Source organism: Nodosilinea sp. LEGE 06152 (genome assembly GCF_015207525.1).
In the GTDB taxonomy this organism is placed as follows: Bacteria; Cyanobacteriota; Cyanobacteriia; order Phormidesmidales; family Phormidesmidaceae; genus Nodosilinea.
Genome location: NZ_JADEWR010000025.1, coordinates 1 through 20,173 on the forward strand (window position 1 = coordinate 1; position 20,173 = coordinate 20,173).

The 20,173-nt window shown below is 50.2% G+C and carries 12 protein-coding genes; 5 read left to right on the forward strand and 7 right to left on the reverse strand.

Annotated elements, in window-relative coordinates:
* Nucleotides 1–309: 309 nt before the first annotated feature.
* Nucleotides 310–729, forward strand: a complete 420-nt coding sequence (locus IQ265_RS24860; protein ID WP_228038441.1) for a CAP domain-containing protein — start codon at nucleotides 310–312, stop codon at nucleotides 727–729.
* 52 nt (nucleotides 730–781) lie between these two features.
* Nucleotides 782–925 (forward strand): hypothetical protein, encoded by a 144-nt coding sequence (locus tag IQ265_RS24865; protein ID WP_194058610.1) that lies wholly within the window; start codon nucleotides 782–784, stop codon nucleotides 923–925.
* An 89-nt stretch (nucleotides 926–1,014) separates the two neighbouring features.
* Here IQ265_RS24865 and IQ265_RS24870 read toward each other — a convergent pair whose 3' ends face one another.
* Nucleotides 1,015–1,446: a hypothetical protein gene (locus IQ265_RS24870; RefSeq protein WP_194058612.1), complete on the reverse strand. Its 432-nt coding sequence runs from the start codon at nucleotides 1,444–1,446 to the stop codon at nucleotides 1,015–1,017.
* Nucleotides 1,447–1,552: 106 nt separating this feature from the next.
* On the opposite strand from IQ265_RS24870, the gene IQ265_RS24875 reads away from it, so the two are divergent.
* The 3 genes from IQ265_RS24875 to IQ265_RS24885 are packed head-to-tail and all read left to right on the forward strand — an operon-like array spanning nucleotide 1,553 to nucleotide 8,475.
* Entirely contained in the window at nucleotides 1,553–2,671 is a 1,119-nt protein-coding gene (locus IQ265_RS24875; protein WP_194058613.1) for a hypothetical protein, read from the forward strand.
* A complete protein-coding gene (locus IQ265_RS24880; protein ID WP_194058615.1) occupies nucleotides 2,658–5,834 on the forward strand; it encodes a hypothetical protein in 3,177 nt (1,058 codons plus the stop codon). The genes IQ265_RS24875 and IQ265_RS24880 overlap by 14 nt, the downstream gene beginning before the upstream one ends.
* Nucleotides 5,824–8,475, forward strand: a complete 2,652-nt coding sequence (locus IQ265_RS24885; protein ID WP_194058617.1) for a DUF3962 domain-containing protein — start codon at nucleotides 5,824–5,826, stop codon at nucleotides 8,473–8,475. The genes IQ265_RS24880 and IQ265_RS24885 overlap by 11 nt, the downstream gene beginning before the upstream one ends.
* Nucleotides 8,476–8,836: 361 nt before the next feature.
* Here the strand turns inward: IQ265_RS24885 and IQ265_RS24890 are convergent, their stop codons facing one another.
* The 6 genes from IQ265_RS24890 to pglX form a co-directional block, all read right to left on the reverse strand.
* Nucleotides 8,837–10,939: a DEAD/DEAH box helicase gene (locus IQ265_RS24890; protein ID WP_194058620.1), complete on the reverse strand. Its 2,103-nt coding sequence runs from the start codon at nucleotides 10,937–10,939 to the stop codon at nucleotides 8,837–8,839.
* A gap of 15 nt (nucleotides 10,940–10,954) precedes the next feature.
* A complete protein-coding gene (brxD, locus tag IQ265_RS24895; protein WP_194058622.1) occupies nucleotides 10,955–12,274 on the reverse strand; it encodes a BREX system ATP-binding protein BrxD in 1,320 nt (439 codons plus the stop codon).
* Between the two features lie 23 nt (nucleotides 12,275–12,297).
* Entirely contained in the window at nucleotides 12,298–15,189 is a 2,892-nt protein-coding gene (gene pglZ / locus IQ265_RS24900; RefSeq protein ID WP_194058624.1) for a BREX-6 system phosphatase PglZ, read from the reverse strand.
* A gap of 133 nt (nucleotides 15,190–15,322) precedes the next feature.
* Nucleotides 15,323–15,661: a XisI protein gene (locus IQ265_RS24905; RefSeq protein ID WP_194058626.1), complete on the reverse strand. Its 339-nt coding sequence runs from the start codon at nucleotides 15,659–15,661 to the stop codon at nucleotides 15,323–15,325.
* Entirely contained in the window at nucleotides 15,649–16,065 is a 417-nt protein-coding gene (locus IQ265_RS24910) for a XisH family protein (protein WP_194058628.1), read from the reverse strand. Before IQ265_RS24910 ends, IQ265_RS24905 begins: the two co-directional genes overlap by 13 nt.
* 4 nt (nucleotides 16,066–16,069) lie before the next feature.
* Nucleotides 16,070–20,134 carry a BREX-6 system adenine-specific DNA-methyltransferase PglX gene (gene pglX / locus IQ265_RS24915; RefSeq protein WP_194058629.1) on the reverse strand — a complete coding sequence of 1,355 codons (4,065 nt, stop codon included), beginning with the start codon at nucleotides 20,132–20,134 and terminating at the stop codon, nucleotides 16,070–16,072.
* Between the last annotated feature and the right edge of the window lie 39 nt (nucleotides 20,135–20,173).

Genomic DNA, 20,173 nt, shown 5'->3' on the forward strand with positions numbered 1-20,173 from the left:
TCCCAATTCTCAATTAGCAACGGGGTTTGAATTACTCACCGAGCGCATGAATCAGTTTTACTGCCCACTGGTTCAACAGCTCCAATCAAAGCAACTCTTTTCCTCCGCTTGAAGTGACAGAAGAGGGATAAGCTTCGACATCCCTCCTCTAATCCTCACTGGGCTGTGGTTCTCTCGGCCCTGGTGTTTGGTAGTTATGCCCTAGTCCAACTCAACCAGCTATTTTCCCAAAACAATGGTGCGGGTGGCCCTGGCTGGGCGATCGGTTAACCTCAGACTCAATGGAACTTTCGCCTAGGTAATCAGGAGTTGCCGGAACTCAGAGCCCTGGCCCTAGAGTTGGTGAATCGCGATCGCCAGGTGAATGGCCTACCGCCCCTCGTAGAAGATCCATTACTCTCTCAGGTGGCTCAGGAACACGCAGAGGACATGCTCAAGCGTCAGTTCTACGACCACGTTAACCCCGAGGGTCTTGACCCCTCTGACCGCTTCATGGCTACGGGTAGCAACGTTGGGGCCGGGGAAAACATCATGCAGCAAAAGGGGGGAGTGCCAGTAGCCCTCTCCTTTGGCCTGGTCGAGGAATATCAGAAGGGGTGGATGTACAGTCCTGGCCATCGAGAGAATCTGCTAACACAGCACTACACCTCCTTTGGCTATGGCATCGTGGCTAATGCCCTAGGGACTGAAATCTATGCCGTGCAAATGTTTAGCTTTCCAGCACAGTAGGCACAGGTAAAGGTCTACTCTCCTGCCAACTGCCTCCATTCCGCTAGAGCCAATGCAACCAGATCTGCAACTGACTCAAACTGTGGTCGATAGCCCATTCGAGAACAACGAGCTGCTGTTCTGGGGTGGTGGACAGGATGTCGCAGATTTGGCCCTTGATGATGTACTGACGGGCCAGGGGCTTGAGGTTGAATAATGGCTCTAATCTCGCCCAAATGAACTCTTCTAGGTCGAACTCACTGCTGAATACCCAATCTGTCATAGCTTCTCTGGATCGATGAGTCGTCAATCCCCAGACTTGCAGCGCACCCGCGAACCCTCACCGATCGCATTGGTCGGGTAGCTCTGAAAGACTCGCTTTACTCCCTCCTCATACCCTTCAAAGGTATAGGCGGCGGCGGTGGTCAGCAGCGCCTCGATCAGCTTCTGGGTGAAGAAGGGCGACACGGTAAAAAACCGCAGGGCTTTGACGGTCATCTCGGGCCACTCGGTCAAAATGACGCTGATGCCTAGACGGGTCTCGGGGGTAGTCCTGAAGTCGTCAAAGTGGGGGAGAGCCTCGGGGTGAAAGCGGGCTAGGTGGAAGGGGCATTCATGCCAGGGCAGTACCACTTTCCCCTGCGGTGGTTGACCAAAGCCTTTCGCGCCTACAACCTCAAACACTCGAAAGCAGACAAAGGGCATCGACTCAACCACGTTCAGCCCAAATTCAAACACCCCATGCTCTATCCCTCTGAGAGCTTTGCAGTTTTAAATTTGTGAGCTATAGTTACTACTATAAAAATTCAGATTTTTGAGGTAGTAACTAGTGGTGAAGGTAGAGATGCCCGCTCTTGAACAAATTTCTGCTGGGCTAATTCAAGTTGCTCAACGCCGGGGGCAGCTTTACCCGTATCCTCAAAGCCTGCAATTGGGGTACGACAAAGTGGTCCTAAGTTTCCTTCTAGGTGAGGAACCAGAACAGGCACCGTGTAGCCTCCCAGACTTTTATGAGCAATGGTGTGAAAAACCCTTCAGCGAGTGGAATGTAGAAGTTGATGCTGAAATTGACGTAGAAAACACACTGCTGTTTTTTGGAGAGCCAACCGAGATCACGATTGAGCTGGCGGAAGCCTTCGGCGGGAGTGTGTTTTCTCAGGAGCAGTCCAGGATTGCATCTACCTTACTCCAGCGTTGTCAGTCTCACTCTCAGGGGGTGCAACTCTACGCCAAATTCCGAAGATTCATCATTGAGCATCCTGTTCTCACTGAGCAAGAGTTTGTGGAGGCAAAAGGGTTATTTGGACTTGGAGTGGGATTAGCTGATTTATTAGAGGAGTGTTATGAGCCTGCGCCTAGTTGTCACCAATGGCAAGGAAATTTCTATGCTTGCCCATACTGTCATGCTCTGACAGCTGTAGCTTATGAGCAAGTTATTGCGAATCCGGATTGTAACCGATGTCCATCGGGGCGCAGGCTAAAACGAAAAGTCAAGCTAGACTCATCTATTTTGAAGCTTAGGCGGGGAATTGAACGTTTCTGGTTCTACCCAGGACGCGCGGAAGTTCGTCTCTACGAGAGGTTTGTGGAATTGGGCCTTGAAGTTGAGCTTTACCCATCTTGTGATTGCTATGACTTACGGGTCACATTTCCAGATGGCGAGGTTTGGGCAATCGACTTAAAAGATTATTCCAACCCCTATTTATTAGTGAAGCATTTAGGTGATAAACTACTTCCCCCCAGCCCAACCTGGGATCTTGGTTATATCATCATTCCTAATGAGCGGAAGCGTGACCGTCCTGCCTATCTCAAAGAATTGAAGTCCCGATGGCGATGGCAAAATATCAAGCCAATGTTTGACGACGCTGTTTTTGCTTTAGCAAAGAAGAAGCTTAGTCTCCAAACCGCAGAATCGACTCAAAGATCCGACCGGGAAAGGAAGGTGAAGCATGAGAGAGACTAGAAGTTGGCGATCATCAGCCGCACAAACATTACGTAAACAAGCCAATTTACCGAAAGATCATATTGAAGCGCTCTTGGATGTGGAGCTTTGCTTGTTTGCGGTTGAGAAATTGGGATTACAGGATGAGTTGGATACAGCAACTTCTGCATGGCTACTGATTTCTAGCCGGTTCTATCTGTTTCCCACGTTAAATTCATTATTGGATACCACCGAAGCAAAACGAACCCTATTCAACTTAAGGCAGCTGCTCCCTTATATTACGAACGAGGATATTGCAGAGCAGTTGGTGCGGGTCTACCGACAAATTCCGTCAAAGTTTCGAGCTTATGAACTTGATGATGCCTATCGATTCTCTAGGAAACCAATGCCCTCAATTTGGGGTAATCGTTTTGAGCGCTTTGAGGATCTATTAGGAAATAAGCTGAGATATCGCAGCCGGGTGGTTCAATATGCTGAACCTGGACAGGAATATCGATTCAGGTTTGAGGAAAACACATATAGCGTTAAAATCCCGCAAGAACTGCCCATGTGTCAAGGGAATGGGATATCACTCCATCGGGAGAATGTTAAGTCTATCTCTGTAACGCGAAAGGAAATGCAGGATGCTGCACAGCTTCTGGATAAATGCTGCGGTAGCAATTACATTAATCGGCTGAACAATATCATCTTTGAGAACTTTCAGGGGATGGGCTTTGCATCAACGGATGAGATTGTGTTTGACGGTGTTAGACACATGGTTGGACTCCTGAATGCAGGTAAATCAACCCTGATGGAAATATTGACGGTTGCAGTAGTACAAAAAGGATATCGGGTTGGTATTGTTCTGAGTGAGGTTGTAACTTGTCTCAGAATGGCAAGTTTGCTTAAAAAAGTTGGGTTACGAGTTTCCGTTGTGATGGGACAGCGAAACCGTAAATCGCATTTAGAAAACTGGCACAGTGTTGATGGAGGGTTAGATGGCTTTGAACATTTATCTACAGCCTGCCCACTAAGCCAGTACTTCCAACCTTCTGTACCCTCCTCACCTCCATGCTTTAATCTCAAGAAAATTGAGGAAGAAGAGGGTAATAACAAGGATAAAGAGGGAGAACGGATTTGCCCTTTAGTTGGACAATGTCCTAGGCATCGAGATGTCAATCAGCTTGCCAACGCCGACATTATCCTGACGACAACGGCTGCTGCTATATTTACGCGACCACTACCTCACGTCAGCCCACAGTCAATTACCTATTATGAATTGATGTATCGCACGTGCAACGTGGTTTTCTTCGATGAGTGCGATAAAATTCAGGCTAATTTAGATTCAACATTTCTTCCAGCAATCAAACTGATTGCCCGTGGTAGTAATGGATTTCTCGATCAGGTTGTAACTTGGACTCGATCTCAAAAACTTCGCAATTCTAGGAGTGATTTGCGGCAGATTGTTTTTGGACAATTCAATCATGCGTTGCAAAACGCTGATGCACTGGTTGATAACATCTGCACTCAGTTACAAGTTTCACCCAATGAAAGTGAGTGGTTAGCAGAGAAGTTTTTTACCTGCTCATTCTTAGCAAGGAGTTTTGTTCTAGAGATTGCCAAAGCCGAAGGAATTGATACAGATGCAAATACCTTTATCCTGGATAAGAATGCTGTTTATCAGGAGTTAGCTGAGTTTCTGTTGGGAGATTGGAAAAGCTCTTGGTTAGCTGAGTATGCGATGCGGTTGGCACATGAGAATTGGCAAGAGCAACAGACAACAATCGCAAGCATTGAGAAAGAACTCATACAAAGGGGTTGGCTGAAAGCAGTTGAGGATAAGTGGGGTTTCAGTTGTCGATTTGCTCTATTTCTAAAGCTGGTACTTTTTGTCTCATTCTTTCAACAGTCCGTAAACACTGCCTATGGACTTACAGAACAGACATATGGTGCTGATGAAATTGTGTTCTTTAACCGAATTCCTCGTGACTTTTATGGATTAACTCCAGGGTTGGCGTCAGGCTTAGTATGTGGGTTTAAGCTTGAACAACAACAAGACCAGCTAACACTTTGGTATTTTCAGGCTCTTGGGCAAGGACGCTGGCTGCTGGAAAACTTTTCTCAAGTGTTTGCTGATGAAGGCACTCAAGGTGCTCATGCTTTGCTACTAAGCGGCACAAGCTGGGCCGGGGAAAGTCCTATCTACAACGTTGACCTACCAGTTGATTACCTGTTACGTCCTAAAGAGCATCAAGCTATAGAAGCAGTCTCACAAAGCAACTTCTATTTCTCTCCGTGCTACTGGCCTGATGGAAAGGCAGTGCGCGTTTCTGGAGTTGAAGATAAAGAAGATTCTTTATTGCAGGTCGTACGATCTCTGCTACGACAAACGGATATTTTACAACGAGATTTTGATACCCTGCCATCAGGTCGCCAACGTCTCATTTGGTACGTCAACAGTTATAAACAGGTTGAATTCGTTCATAATGCCGTACTAACGCTTGATACGAGTCGAGATTGGAACCATCGTGTTGCAGCTTTGACTGCTCGCTCACCTTTGGAAGATGTGGATGAATCGTTGATTGCCCGTGGCAACATTGAGAATTTTGCCAACACGAATCGAGCCATTTTGATTGCACCAATTGCAGCGATCGGTAGAGGTAAGAATATTTTGAACGATCAAGGGTTAAGTGCTTTTGGAGGTGCTTACTTTTTAGTACGCCCCCATCCTGCTTCGGATGACCTCGATTATAAATTCCGCTTGGCGCTTTGCGAGGAAAGAAAAGCGATCTTGGAAGAACGTGAAAAAGGTCTACGAGATGCGTGTGAATCCTGGCGTAGTGAGGGTTATAGCATCTTTCTAAAGAATCTTGACACAGTCTTGCGGTATTCAAATCGCGGAATGACCAAGGAGATTAGGGAAGGACTAATTTGGACCCAAATGGTGCTCACTTGGCAAGCGATCGCCCGCACCATTCGCGGAAATCAACCGACTCTAATTCGGTTTATTGATGCTGCTTGGGCACCTAATCTTGCACTTGGCAAGCCTGAAACAGCTCAAGAATCGTTGTTGAAAGGCTTTGAATACGTCCTTCGTCCCTATTTGTCAAAGACCAAAACTAGCTATAACGCTCGTGATTTAGCGTTAGTTCGGTCACTTTACGCCCCTTTCTATCGTGCTTTGGAGAAAATTGATGGCTTATAAACAGATTCAATTGATGGCACTAACAGTACCAAATCGGTTGGTTTTACCATTCAGTTTGTATGCTATTACAGTTCCTCAGAAATGGAAGGAACTATTTAATCGGTTGCAAAAACATAAGTTGGGAAAGACTTATGTTCTACCTCCTGTTGAGTCATTGAATCCTGTCATCCAACTATTGTTTGAGGACATCCTTTTCTTTCAAAAAGGAGCGTTCAAACTGGGTCGTAGCGTAAACTGGCTTTATTGCAAAACCAACAAGGTTTCCACTCAAAAAATTGCTGAAGTAATTAAAACATGGCTTAGAATTTCATTTGAAAATTCCAACTTTCTGACGGATGAAGACGTTGCTCAGATTCAGGCGATTTCTGGTGATGATCTTCGGTTTGAGCAGGTTTCTATACCTGATCCAGTTTGGAAGATTGTAGACGGTAAGTTAGAAATTGATAACCTATTTTATAGTTTGTTTCCCTATCTTTGTGCTTCTGCTGTTGCATCTGGTTCATTTTCTTTGATTAATCCCTCAACTGGAAATGTTTCTGAGGAAGTTATCTTCTACCCAAGTGCTTTAGAGGGAGAGGGAATTGACGAAGCAATTAGCTGGCCTCCTATTCCAGTTAAACGCCCTCGTAAAAGGAAGGGTAGCAATCAACAGGAAGAAGTTGTTCACTACTACTCATATCGGCTAAAATTTGCGTTGCACTATGATACAGGCGGTTTTCCTTATCTAATTTGTGATGCTGGTATTAGGCGCTGGGTAAGTTGGCCATTGGGTTATCTTCCTTCTTCAACTAGTGTCTGTATCAAGCCTATAGGTGCAACTCAATTTGCCGCTTGTAAGCTCCGGTATGCAGGCAAGGAAAGGGGGATTGAGTTTGAGAATAATTTAATTCGTCTTTTGCAAGAACTTAAGTACCAAAATCGCTTCGCTGTGGAAGATGTAATTGCAAGCCCTTACAAAAACAGTGAGCTTGCATGGGCGACTGTTTATAACAATCAGATGTCAACTTCTCACAATGTAAATCCTGGGTTCTTTCCCGTTGATATTGTGATGTTTCAACAAGCTTGCATCGAGCGATTTCAGCAAATTTTAGGGGCAGAATTTTCCTTACTAGAGCCGTATCCTCGGTGTTCCAATGATAAGGTTTTAAGGCAGGTAAGCTCTGCTTACAGCAAAATTGAGGAATTTGTGAAATCCCACTTTACTTCCGTGACAACTGCTCCTCCATTCTATATTCCGCCTAATTTGAGACTAGTTTTACTAGCGCAGAGCCAAGAGTCCAAGGATTTAATTGTTCCGTTGGCTAAGAAGTACGGCATCACAGATGTGGAAATCTATGATCTGGGTATTTTAGGGGCAGAATTATCTGGCACATCTTGGAGAAATGAGTGCAGCAATAGAATTCGAAAGTTTCAACAAATTCTCCCCGCCTCTCCCCCAAATCAGAAAACACTTACCCTAATCGAGATTCTGCCTAAGGAGATGTTTTGGCAGGATTCGAAGAAAGACCCAAAGCCTTGCTTCCGACCTGCCTTAGCGGCATTAGGTAGTGTTACTGATCACTTTGAGCCGAAAGCGAAAGATGACGCTGAAGATTTCCTAGATTTAGAAGCGTTGAATGAAGAAATAACCCGTCGCGAGAATGAGAAGTCAGATGAATCAGAGGATAAACCTTTCAAAACTCCATCTCTCAAAAGCAATTTTTCTTATCGAGTTGAGAACACGCTGCTAACTGGTTTATCGATGGTGGGTACTTATGTGTATCCAAGTTTCACCGCTGAAAATTTTCCAACTCATGTTGCAAGTGTAGGAATTTATTTAATTCCGTTTTACCTTGGTGAAAAAACGGAATATCTTCCTGTTGCAGTATGTATAAGCAAAGAAGGAGTTACAGCTAAAGCTTATGGACACAGTGATTGGTTAGATTTTCATTCTTTCCAAGTCCATATGTGTACAGGAAAAACATTTCAACCTATTAAGTTAAACAAAGCTGCTATTCAGGCGTGGGTATTTAACAACTTGTTTCAAGAGGCAAAGCAACCCACCTTATTCTGTTTTGATGCTGCAAATTTGCATACAAGAGGATTAGACTTCTTACAAAAGAAGCAATGGCAAAAGCATACCCTTACCTTTAATACTGGGGACGAGTCAGTTTCCATTCCGCTTCGGAAATATCCTCACATTCGAGTTGCATCAGTTATTACTCCTGCCACTTCGCAAGTTCCTCTATATCGAGCACTTAATAAGCACGGTGAATTGGCTGGTCATACAGAAGGGGTATTTTATCCTCCTTCGCAGGGAGATGAGTGTGGGCACTATTACCTCAGTAATCAACGCCCTGATTCACGAAGTGGTGGAATCTTGCAGGAAAGTAAGCTGCTACCAATGTTTCAAACGAGAGGGAAAAATGCTGGAAAGCCTAGGAAGCCAAAACCTCATGCTCAAGGGTACAACCCTCGTGGCATATTTCTGAACCTGACATTACAAGAGAATGATCGCTTTAGTGATTGGGCAAGTTTTGTTCAATGTTTACGACTTTATGGGCTAATACACTACCTAGGTGCCACAATTCTTCCCGCTCCTTTGCATTTAGCTGCTGGACTCGATAGCTACCGGCCCATACATGCTCTTGGTAAACCATAAGAACTACCCCAATGACATTGTGTGGATGCCTACTTAGAAAACTTTGAATTAGAACCTCTCAGAAATAAACTTTTCGAATCAACTTTTAATCGACAGAAGTCTATTCACATCCGCCATTCCGCAGGTTGACAGAGATTAATTTAGGAGATATTAGCGGCAGGCCGGGAAGCCCATGAGGCGAAGCTGCGAGCACCAAGGGCACGGCACGTACAGGCTTTTGACCCGCACCCGGCGATTGCCTATAAAGGGCACTGCTCTGCTAATCGGTGATGATTAGCTGAAACCCTTGATTGAAAAGCACTTTTGAGCGTTAGGGTTCAATTGTCTATACCCTTGCCGCATAAAGGTTGTAGCAATTCATTTACAAGAAAACGACAGCAGCTGAAATATCTAGCAAATAATTCCGCACCATTTCTAGGGCAAATTGGTCGGGCAGCGCCTGCTGAAATTTGCTCAAGCGGTACTCGGGTAACTCTGCCAGGATGAACCCCTGTAGGGGCGGGGTATCCCAGAATGCCTGAGTACGCATTTCTCTGAGCGCCAGCCCTAGGGTGGCTGGGCCAACGCTGTCGCCTTCGATTTTGAGGCGAAAGTTATCGGCGACGATCTTCCAATCGTGGCCGTACTGCAACCCATACTTGAGGGTGTGGTTAATCTGCCCTCCGGCAAACGTCCACCATAGGGCGCGATCTGGCTCGTATTGGATGCACTGTCCACTGGCCTTTTGAAGTTGTGCCCCAAGGTCATCTCTGGCCGCATCTAGGGCAGCCTGGGTAGGCTCGTCGATGTAGGGCAGGGGTTCGTTGCCTTTGAGAACAGTGGCGATCTGCTGGCACAGCTCGTAGCCCAACAGCTGAGGGATAAACCCGCCCCAGGTGGGCTTTTTGCCTCGGGGGGCAGGCTCGACTAGGATGGCGCGATCGCTGTGGTTGATGTGTTGCACCGTCCAGGCGCGCCCTCCCAGCAGAAAGGAACTCATTTGTTCGACCAGCTTGTCTACAAACGCCTGTTCTAGCGAACCGATCACATAGCCCGCCTTGGTCTTGACCTTGTACAGCACCGGGCTGCTGAAAACGGCGTACAGCTCCATGAAATTCTTACGGCCAAAAACCCGTTCGGCCTTATCGCCCATCGACAGCAATCCACCTGCCTCAAACAGGTAGCCCTCCCGCAGCATGTGGGCGATGAGTGTATCAAACTCGTCTGGGGTAATACCAGAAAAGTCGGGCACCACAGACAGCTGCTCCCAGCAGCGTTCAGGGCTGATAGCTCCAAACTGGAGGGTAAGGGCTAGGAGTTGGTGCACCATCACTGGCCAGGCCCGATGGGTGACTCGGATGGACTCGACCCAGCCTTGGCGGGCGAGTTCGATAATGGCGATCGCCTGCAAGGCCGGTTCCAAATCCTCACAAAAGAAGGTGGTATTGGCCCGCTGCCCGTCTCGCCGCCCAGTGCGCCCCATGCGTTGCAGAAAGGAGGATACCGTAGAGGGCGCATTGGCCTGAAACACCAGATCGAGGTCGCCCACGTCAATGCCCAGCTCTAGGGTAGAGGTGCAGACGATGCTGGCGTTGGTGCCCCGGTGGAACAGCTCTTCGGCAGCATCGCGCTCCTCTAAGGAAACGGAGCTGTGGTGGACAAACACGTCGGTGCCCCGGTTGCGGAGTCGTTCGGCAATGTCTTCGGCTAGGGAGCGGCTTTCGCAAAAGAACAGGCTTTTGTTGCCAGCGGCTTTACGGCTGGCCTCCTGAGCGATCGCCATAGTCGTGTCCCGCAGGTAAACCCGCAGATCCTTAGGCGATGGCTGATTGGGTGGGTCAACCACACAACCCGCTCGCTGGGAGGTGCCCTGGAGCCAGGCCAAAATCTCATCTGGGTTGCCGACCGTGGCGCTGAGACCCACCCGCTGAATGTCGTTAGGGGTGTGTCGGGCGATCCGCTCCAGCACTGACAGCAGGTGCGTCCCCCGATCAGAACCAGCTAAGGCGTGGACTTCATCAATCACCACGGCTCTCAGGTCAGCAAACAGCTTGGCGTGGGGCACCCGAGATGACAGCAGCATTACCTCCAGAGACTCGGGAGTGGTCATCAGCAATGCCGCAGGCTCTTTAATGAACTTGCGCTTGTCAGACGCTTTGACATCCCCATGCCAGAGGAACCGGCGCAGGCCCACCATTTCGGTGTAAAGCCCCAACCGCTCCGCCTGGTTATTCAGCAGCGCCTTAATGGGCGCAATGTAAATTATGCCAACCCCCTCTGGTTCCCGCTCCATTAGCATCGACAGCATGGGGAACATGGAAGCTTCGGTTTTGCCCCCAGCGGTGGGAGCCAGAATGACGGCATTCTTGCCATCGAGGAGGGCATGGCTGGCCAGCTCTTGCACCGGTCGTAGCCCCGTCCAGCCTAGTCGAGACACAATCGCTTCCTGAAGCCGGGGTGGAAATCGTGCAAAAGCAGAGGCCATAGAAAAACTCAGGCGCTAGAACTCGACAGGGGCATATCCGGCAATGTCTTCAGGCTCTTCATCGTAGGGTGGCAAACCCTTCTGAATGCGTTCTTCTTCAAAGGTGAGGTCGTTGATCTCAAAGCCCTCTGCGGCCATGGGGTCAAATTCATCGTACTCGTGGGCCAGATCCAGAATGTTGACGAACTGGCGCAAAAACTGCCGTGGAACAACGCCAACATCTCCCTTAAAGCCAGTGGTAACCTTATCGACTAGCCGCTCAATAAAGTCGGTACTGACCTTGTCGATCAGGTCGGTTGGGTCTGAGGTCGGAAACAGACCCCGCAGCTTGACAGCTACTTCTTTTAGCCGCTGAGCATCAAAGGGTTTAAGTTCAAGTTGTGGCTGGCGAGGATTAGCAAAGCCGCTAACACGTTCAAACTTAATACGGTCGTGGAGGGGCTGTAGCCCGGCAACTCCTCGGTTAGCATCAAAGAATTCTGGGGTGCCAGTGAACAGCCATAGCAGTCCTTTGTAGCGATCGGCAGCATCACAAATTTGACGAATACCATTCAGAGACTTACCGCGCACGTCTTGCCGCATCCGCAGAATAGTCTCAGCCTCGTCGATCACGATGACTAGCCCTTTATAGCCAGCGGCCTTGGTAATTTCTAAAATGCCTTGCAGGTAATCTAAGGCTTCTCGGCTACCAATATCCCCTTTAATGCCTGCTACCTTTTTAGCGCTAGCGGCAACATTTTCACTCCCAGATAACCAAGATAATAAAGCGCTTGCCTCAACAATCTCGCCTTTTTGCTTAAGAGTAAAGACGGCTCGCAGCACTCTGGCCATATCTTCGGGGGCTTTGCCTCCGGTCAAAGAGGCCAGCTCTTCTTCCATGCGCTGCTGCACTAGGGCATCAAAACCATCGCTATTTTCATCAGCTCCCCCAGCAATTAGAGCATCTTCGACGCGGGCAATCCAGCGGTCAATGATGTCGCTGAGGGCACCCCTGGGGCAGGAGCTAGTTCCTAATTCTTGGACTACCTTGCGGTAAACATCGTCGAATTTGTAGAAATGTAAGTCATTATCAGACACCACAACAAAGCTGGTGGCAAAACCTTGGGCTTGGGCATCTAAAACAGCCAGGCGAGACATGAAGGTTTTGCCGCAGCCATAACCGCCTCTCAGAAACTTGAAAGCGCCTTCTCCATTAGCCGCTAACTGAAGTTGCCGCTGAATTTCTGTGCGCTGCTTATCAATCCCAACGGCGAAGGTTTCTAGACCTCGCTCGGGCACGACACCCGATCGCAGGCGCTCAAAAATAATGTCGATATCGCGTTCGCTAATTGCCATGGTGAGTTTCTTAAGTAGAGTCTCTACTGCTGTTTGACGTAACGTTTGCCGCTTGCGGTAGTCTCAATTCTTACCGAGAAGGGCACCAGCTTCAGGTGCTCCTCAAACTCCATAGAGAAGCGGCGAACTTGCCGAGGAGAGCCCAGCATTTGGTTCAGCTCTGCTTCATTTATGGATCCATGTTGTTGGATATGGATGAAAATCTGCCGCAGCCCGACATCTTCAAAACGCTCCTGCCAGTCTAAGTTGGGGCCAGCCAGACTAGGGGCGGCAGGATCGGCATCGTCTTCCTTGAGCTTTAGGGTGCCAGCAACCCTGAAAAGCTCAGCCGTGAGAGTGGGTTCCACATCTTCTGTGCCATCGGGGTGGTAAACCTCTATGGGGACTTTCTCTGCTTGTTGGCCCTTGAGGTCAAAGAGAACTTCAACCCAGTCGCTTTCTACCGGCACCTGAAGCACCTGATTTTTGACCTCGATCTTAGGCGCATCTTTGATGGTGAGCTGAATGTCTGGGCGATCGCTCACCCGGAGAGATAGGCCAATGGTTCTGACCCCAATAAAGGTAAGTTGCACCCCAGGGGCAGGTTTTACCCGCAGCTGCATACGGCTGAAGCCCAGTAACTCGGGTTCGGCTCTAACCTCAACGAGATACTTGAGCTTGATAGAGTCTGAACTATGACGATGGGATACCGTCAGCACAGGGATGACTCTCTCTTGTAGGCTATTGCCGCCGTGGACAAAGGTTGCCCCCGATATACCTGTCTTGAACGGGGCAGTATCGCGGCGAAATAGCAGGTACCCGGCCCGGCCCTCATACTGCAAGGCTGACAAGGAAACGGTAACAGAGCCAGACTCAGCGCGGGGCTCTGCCATTAACACGTATCGCCGGTCAGGGTCGCGAATGCTGCCGTAGGTTTGCGGTTTAGTCGTTAGATCTTGCAGCAAGAACCCATGGTCGGCGGTAAACACAAACTCATTAAAGCCAATGCTTTTTAGGTGGCTCCAGGCGGTTCTAATTTGCCTGAGCCAGGTCTCAAAGGTCGGCAGCCCCACGTTGGCCTCTCCGGCATCATCAATTTCCCGGCTGTGAACTACAACTAAATTGGCTTTCCCTAGGCCCTTTCGTTTCAAGCTATCAGCAGAGCAGCTATTGACCTCTGTAAGGTTAATGTAGAAGGCCGATCGGGAATCGGCACCGAGGGTACTTACGCTTTTTTCACGCATCGCCCGGAATCGCTCATCGGGCGACTTGACGGTATATTCCCCGGTTTTAAACCCGCTAAACCCTTTGCGCCCGGCCAGGGTTAGCCGCCCCGCTTTACTCACCGGGGCCAAAACATTCATACCCACGGCAGTGATGCTGGGCAGCTCGGCAAAGCGCCCCTTTAAAACCGCCGTTGTGCCGGGGCCTTCAAAGTCGGGGAGAAGCTCCGTAGCCATTTCGTACCGAAAGGCATCGATCAAGAAATAAGCTACTTTGCGGTTGGTTTGCACCAGCGGATGCACCACCTGGTCGTAGAGGGTGCGCTGCTGAAGATTTGGCTCAGGCAAGAACCCCTCAGACTCGCAAATAGTGGCAAAGCCTTGGGCAAGCTGATCGGCCCACATGCGGTAATGCTGGCGTAGGCGATCGCCCACTTCCTGAAGCGCCCCGTAATGTTCAAGGGTGGGCTCTAGCAGTTTGAGCCGCTGCTGCTCGAAGAGGCGATGGGCTAAATCTACTTGGTAGCCCGACTGGGTGTAGCAGTCTAGGGCGGCGGTTAAGGTGTCGGCTGAGTCGAGGGGGTGGGCCGCAGCAATGGCACAGCCCAGCGAAGCGGCGTCATGGATGAGTAGCCACTCTAAACGGCGAGACCGATCGCGCTTGACCCAAAAGGATGGGTTTTGAACCCGAATTTTTGCCCAGGCCAGGGCCTTGCTCCAATCGGCATCTATTAGCGCTTGCACCGCAGCCTCTAGAACAGCGGTTTCTTCACGCTGAAAGGTATCAATTTTGCCAAAGTCTTCGGGGCTGATAGCGGCCAGTTCTGCCTCTAGGCGATTTTCAATATTACTGGCTTGGGTGGCGTAGGTATCGGGGTGGCGATCGCGCAAATGATCGATCAAGTGACCACAGGTTTTTTTGAGGTTAGCGGCTAGCTGGCGCAGGGGTTTGAGGTAGTCTAGCTCGGGCAACCGGGTGAGGTCGTTGACGTATTCAACAGTCAGTAGCCATGCTGTAAAGCCCTCGGCAAAGTCTTGAAAGGTCTTGACCGCGTCCCCTTGAAACTGAGTGAGAAAGGCGTCGTCAATGCCGGTATGACGGTTGAGATGCTGGATCAGGCTGTCTAGGTCGGCCTCGGTTTGTACCAGAGACTTTAGCTTACTAGCGTCGGCAATCATGCCCTCTAGGCCCAGCAGGCCATCGAGCAGAGATTCTAGGCTGCGGCTGGTCAGCAAGCTAGAGATGCCGTCTTGGGGCTGGGCCGTCTCGGCCTGGAGCCAGGCCTCAGCCGCTGCCAGGTCGGTGACGCCAGTATCGAGGTACGCTTCTACCGCTGCTGGGCTAACCTTGCCAACGGCGGCCTCTCTCACCAGGGAATCAAACCCTTTAAGAAAGCAGTGGCCTGCCCGGTATAGCTCTAACAGAGGGGTTTGACGAATGGTAGTGGTGGTGTGACCCGGCACATGAATCAACAGCGCTTCTTGGTCGAGGCCGTTGCCGTGGGCTTCGAGGGCTAGCAACATCTCTAGAAAGCTGCCGCGAAAGGGCACCACAGGGGCAAAAAAATCTTCTGCCTCATGGCGCTCTACCAGCTGATTGACGTAGTCGCTGTAGTGGCCCTGCCGATCAAGCCAAACGACAATACCCCGCTGACGCAGTTTTTCTTTAACTTCTTCTTCGAGAAGTTGGGTAATAGGGCCAAGCTGAGTCATTAGCGGTTGAGTTCTTCGGGGGTAGTTTGAAAGGGGGAAAACTTAAAGTGATTAAAGGTTTGTAAAAAGGTTGGAATCACCGGGTTTGCCTCTTATTGCTATTGATGGCTGCGAGGGAGAAAGAAATAAGGGATTAAGCGACGCCGTAGTCAGTGTAGGGGCGCTTGTAAGGAGCCTGTAACCCTAGCACAATGTCAGACTTAGGCACTCCCATCTCAACTAGCTCCTCGGCAATACGGACATCGGTCGTATTGCGTTGAATCCATATTTTGTTGTTTTTGATATCGAGATGCAAGATACAGTTGTAAATTCGCTCGTGCTCGGCCCAGCCAATTTCTAACAGCTGGTAGTGATGGTGCATGGTATCAAAAACGAGCTGAGTCTCAACGGTGGCATCTGCTGCTTTAGCTTGCTCACCGTACTTGGTTAACAGGGTTTGAATATATTGACTGTAGGTGTCTAGGGTCGCCATTGTACGATTACCTCCTCTTCTGGATCGTAGATAAGTAGTTTGACCTGATATTGCTGGACTGAAGCTTCAGCTAAATCACGACTAAACAATGACTTATAGGTTTCTTTGGGAACGGCAAGATAGAGAATGCGGTCGGGTTCGGTGCCCTGGAGAGCTAAGCGATAATTGAGGAATTGACCCAGGGCGGCATGGTAGTCAAATAGTTCTGATTCACCCAGAAAGCTTTTGATTTCGACGGCTATTTTTTCGCGATCGCGTACAGCAGCCAGTATCTTCTCTGCCCCCAAATCAATGGCGACTCGATCCTGACCATAGCGCACCGTTAAAGGATCGTCGGTAATTGTCCAGCCATCTTTTTGTAGGGCGTGGACTACGGCATCGTGGAAGAGATCGCGAGCTGGCATCGGCTTACTCCTCCTCTATTGAGAGCGCAAGCTGGCCTTCGGCTTGCTTTTTATATTTTCGCTCTCGGCGCTTGGCTTCTTTTTCTTTGAGGGCGGTGACTTGGTCGGGGTGGTCGGCCTCAAAGGCTTGGCGCAGGTCGTTTGAGCCGTCTTCGTCAATGGTACAGTCAGGGCCAATTTCGTCTTGTAGGCGCAGTTCCCACTCGTAGGCTTTGGCGGTGTGGTATTTCCAAAAGACTCCATGGGCCACGGCGAGAGAGGGATCGATCTGGCATTTCTCGTCTACCCGCGCTGGAAAGTAGCAGGCGGCTAGGTGTGACCAGTCGTAGTCTTTTTTGCCTTCGGCCTTGCAGAGTTCTGACCACCAGGCTTTGGGCTTGCTCCACTGGGGCTCTAGCAGGGGCCAGAGGGCAGCGCTGTTGATCATCACCCCGTCGTCGAGATCCATCGAGAAGGGGGCATTGGCTTGGCGGAGAGGGTCGCTGGGGTGGGCAGCGGGTGGGCCTTGCTCGGCACACTGCCGCACTCGATCAACAAAGGTTTGCAGCTCGGTGTAGAGGGCCTGCACTAGGGTGCGGCGCTCTTCAGTTTTAGACTGCTGTTTGCTGTCGCCTTGGCCAATGCTGTCGAGCAGGTCGGCGGTTTCACCTTCAAGGTTGCGCAGGTCTTGCAGGAGGTAGTCGGCGAGCAGGGTTTGCAAAGTGTTGGTAGACCAGCGGTGAATGTTGATGAAGGCGACAAAGTTTTTGTTAGCCGAAGAGAGGGGAAAGTAAATGGGGCGTTTAGCGTCTTTGGTGCCGTACAGCTTGAGATGCACGTCTGGAAAGAAGTTGAGCCGCAACCAGTCGTGCAGGGTTTTGCCCCTGGCGATCGCACCGCCATACTTAGCCCAGGCGGCGTGGATGGGCTGGGCGGCGGGATGATTGAGGCTATCGATGGAGTCTGTGCGGCTGCCGGAGTAGGCAGAGAGGTAGAGAATGCCATGGGGCAAGGCCTCACTCTCCGGCTCCGGCTCCGTAGCATGGGTAGGGGCTGGGGGTGAAGACAGTGAGTTTAATGGAAACCGTCCTAACGCTACCCCAACAGCATAGGAAACCCAACTTTGGGCAGAGGGGGGCACGTAAACGGGTTGCCACTCTGGCAAAGGCTCGCCAGACTCGCGATCAACGGCCCGCTGTGCCCAGTCTTGGGCATAGGCCCAGCACGATGGCCCCGGCTGCTTAAACTCAACAGAGGTTTCGCGGGCGGCTTCGTGTTCGGTGAAAGCACGATCAAGCTGAGCGAGGATTTCATCAGCAGATTCGATGGGAAATAGGGGGAGGCGGTTTACATCGCCAATCTCAAACCCAATGCCAGGGTTTAATGAAGCCATTACTTGCTTACTTACTTTTGAATTAAGTAAACAAACAGTATTATTTGGCTGATCAGAATAGATAGAAGATCCTTTGCCATCAATAACACTTGGATAGCGATGCAATCTTCCAGAGAAACCAGATCCGATCATTGAAAATGCGACACCTGGTCTAAAAAAATAACTCTCGTTACGAATATTCGCTCCCAGCCCTGTGGTTGCCAAAATCTTGATCTCAAGACCTGAATTCTTCCAGTTGACGATCCATTGAAGATCCTCAAACCATTTTTTTCCTGCTGCTCCCTTGATATAAGGATGCCAAGTATAAAAGAACTGGTATTCTGACTGGCTTTTCTTGAAGAATCTGGTGCATGAGGTCGAGCTTAAATCTACTTCAAATGGATGCCTTAAGAACCTTAGGTTGTCACCCGTATTGATTCCTTTCCGGGCAGGAGAATCACTTTCAATCTTGGTAGATTCGGCATAGCTCACGAGAGAGCTTTTGTTCCACCAGTAGACGAAAGGTTTTTTCTTAATAATATTCAGGTGCTGGGTTTGAAACTCATAGCGCCCTACCTGGGCCAACATAGCAGCACGTTTTCGGTTAGTGCGTTGGTTATCCCTGGTATTATCATCTAACGGAGTTGGCTGCGTGGCAATGCTGGGTTCCTCAGTCGGGTCTGCACGTCGAAAAACGCTCATCACCGTAGACACTACTTCATCAGGTATATCCTCAAACCCCCCCCTATCGATATCTCCTAGTATCCGTAAATCATAGATATCAATCAAAAATTCCCTAATGTTGGAAAACTGGTTGATAAACATCCAGTTCCGCATGGTTAGTAAAGCCGAAAGCCCACCCAGTTTAGCTAGTTCTAACCCCCGCTGTAAAAAAGCCGCATACAGGTCTGCCTTAGCTAAGGGATAGTGAACCGCTACATACCGAGCATCCTGCATTTTGCTCGTGCCCTGGTAGGGCGGGTTACCAATCACAAGGTCATAGCTGCCCTCTCGCACCAGTCGCAAAAATCGCACCCCAGCGGCAAGCTGCTCACCCCGCAACCGCAGGCCCAAATCATCGCTACGAGTGTGCTGAGCCAAAAATTTCTCTATCCTTTCTTGTAGAGACTCTTTTAGCTGCTGCTGTTCATCTGCCGTAAGCCCTGCAAGGTTAATTTTTGCGCTCCCATTGGGGTCATCGGGAACAGCTTTGTAGTCTGCATCAAACGCGCTGGTTTGCCGCTGTCGCCACAGCCCCCTGCCATAGTCTCGAATGGCATCGTCTACCGCCTTATCAACCTTTAGCAAGCTGCCCCAGGTATCGGCCCCCTTTAACCCATGCACAATGCGGTTGGTCAGCTCTTCTGGAATGCCCGTCGCCAGGGTGACCTCGTGCCGCAGTTCTACCAATGCGGGGTCATTTTCTGGTAGAGCCGCCAGGTTTAAGTTTGAGGCCACCAGGTTAACCACCTTGAGTTTGGCCTTAGGGCACAGCGCCTTGGCCTTGAGATAAAGCGCCGCCGCCGCGATCTGCACCGCCCGAGGGTCAAGGTCTAACCCGTGCAGGTTATTTTCTGCAATGGCTTCAACAATTTCTTGGTCGCTCCAGCCTACGCCTCGGTGCCGAGCCTCTTCTTGGTAAAAAGCAAAGAGTAGGCCAAAGGCAATAACCAAAAAGTGACCCGACCCACAGGCTGGGTCAAAGGTTTTCAGGTCGCGAATGCTAGCTTTGCCCTCACCCCCAGCCCCTTTTCCGCTCTGGGAGAGGGGAGCCAAGGCGGGTTGCGGCACCCAATATTTCCATCGCTCTTCCTGCTCTGTTTCGGTGGGCATGAGTTCATCCAGCGCCACCTCGCCCCGTTCTCGCTTCTCTCTCCAGATTTTGCGCCGCTCTTCTAGGCGAGTTAAGGTGCCATCGGCTTCAACCTCTGGTACCCAGCCATTTTGGTGGCAAATAGCGAGCCACTGCTGCCCCAGACTGTTGTGCAACAGCCACTCCACCATATAGCGCTCAGTAAACATCTGGGTTTTGCTGGCAATTTCGTGGGGTTCTACCTTGCCGCCCTTGTTGAGCTTGGCGTCTAAGGCTTCCCGCTCGGGGTCATTCCAGTATTGGTACACCCAGCCCAGGGTAGTGTCGTCTTGCCAAGCGGCGGCCAAAGCCGGAGCATCTAGCGCTTCCACCACCAGACGCAACGCACTGGGCGGAATGGGAATCAGCGACGTAATGCCCACCTTGCCAAACAACCCCGGCATTTCTAACGCCAGTTCGTCATACATCAACTTCAGCAGGGTGCCAAACCCCTCGGTTTCGTCGCGGCACAGGTCAGGGGCCGACTCACGAAACTCTCGGTATCCCTTACTCTGCCAGCCTCCCGTCACCACCATGGGCCGAATCAGCCCCATAGCCTCCATCTGCTTGATCACCACCAGCCGGTTCAGCAGGGTAGCCGCCGCCAGCTTCTCTGCCGATTGCCGATGCCGCTGCCAGGCCTTAGTGGCATTTCCGCCAGTCTCGGCCCGCACCTGCTCTTCAAGCCATTGCTCTAGCCGCTGCCGCTTGATCAAGTGCTCTTGCGCTAGCCCGGCCTTGTCGACGGACAGCGATAGACGATACGTACTCTCTACACCGTTGTGGAGTGCCTCCAGCAGGCCGCTCCGTAGACGACGAATGGTGGCAGATAGCTTGATCTTGGCGTCGGAGGTTAACTGGGACATTGAAATGGGCACAGAGACAAAATGGGATGGAGGAAGAAT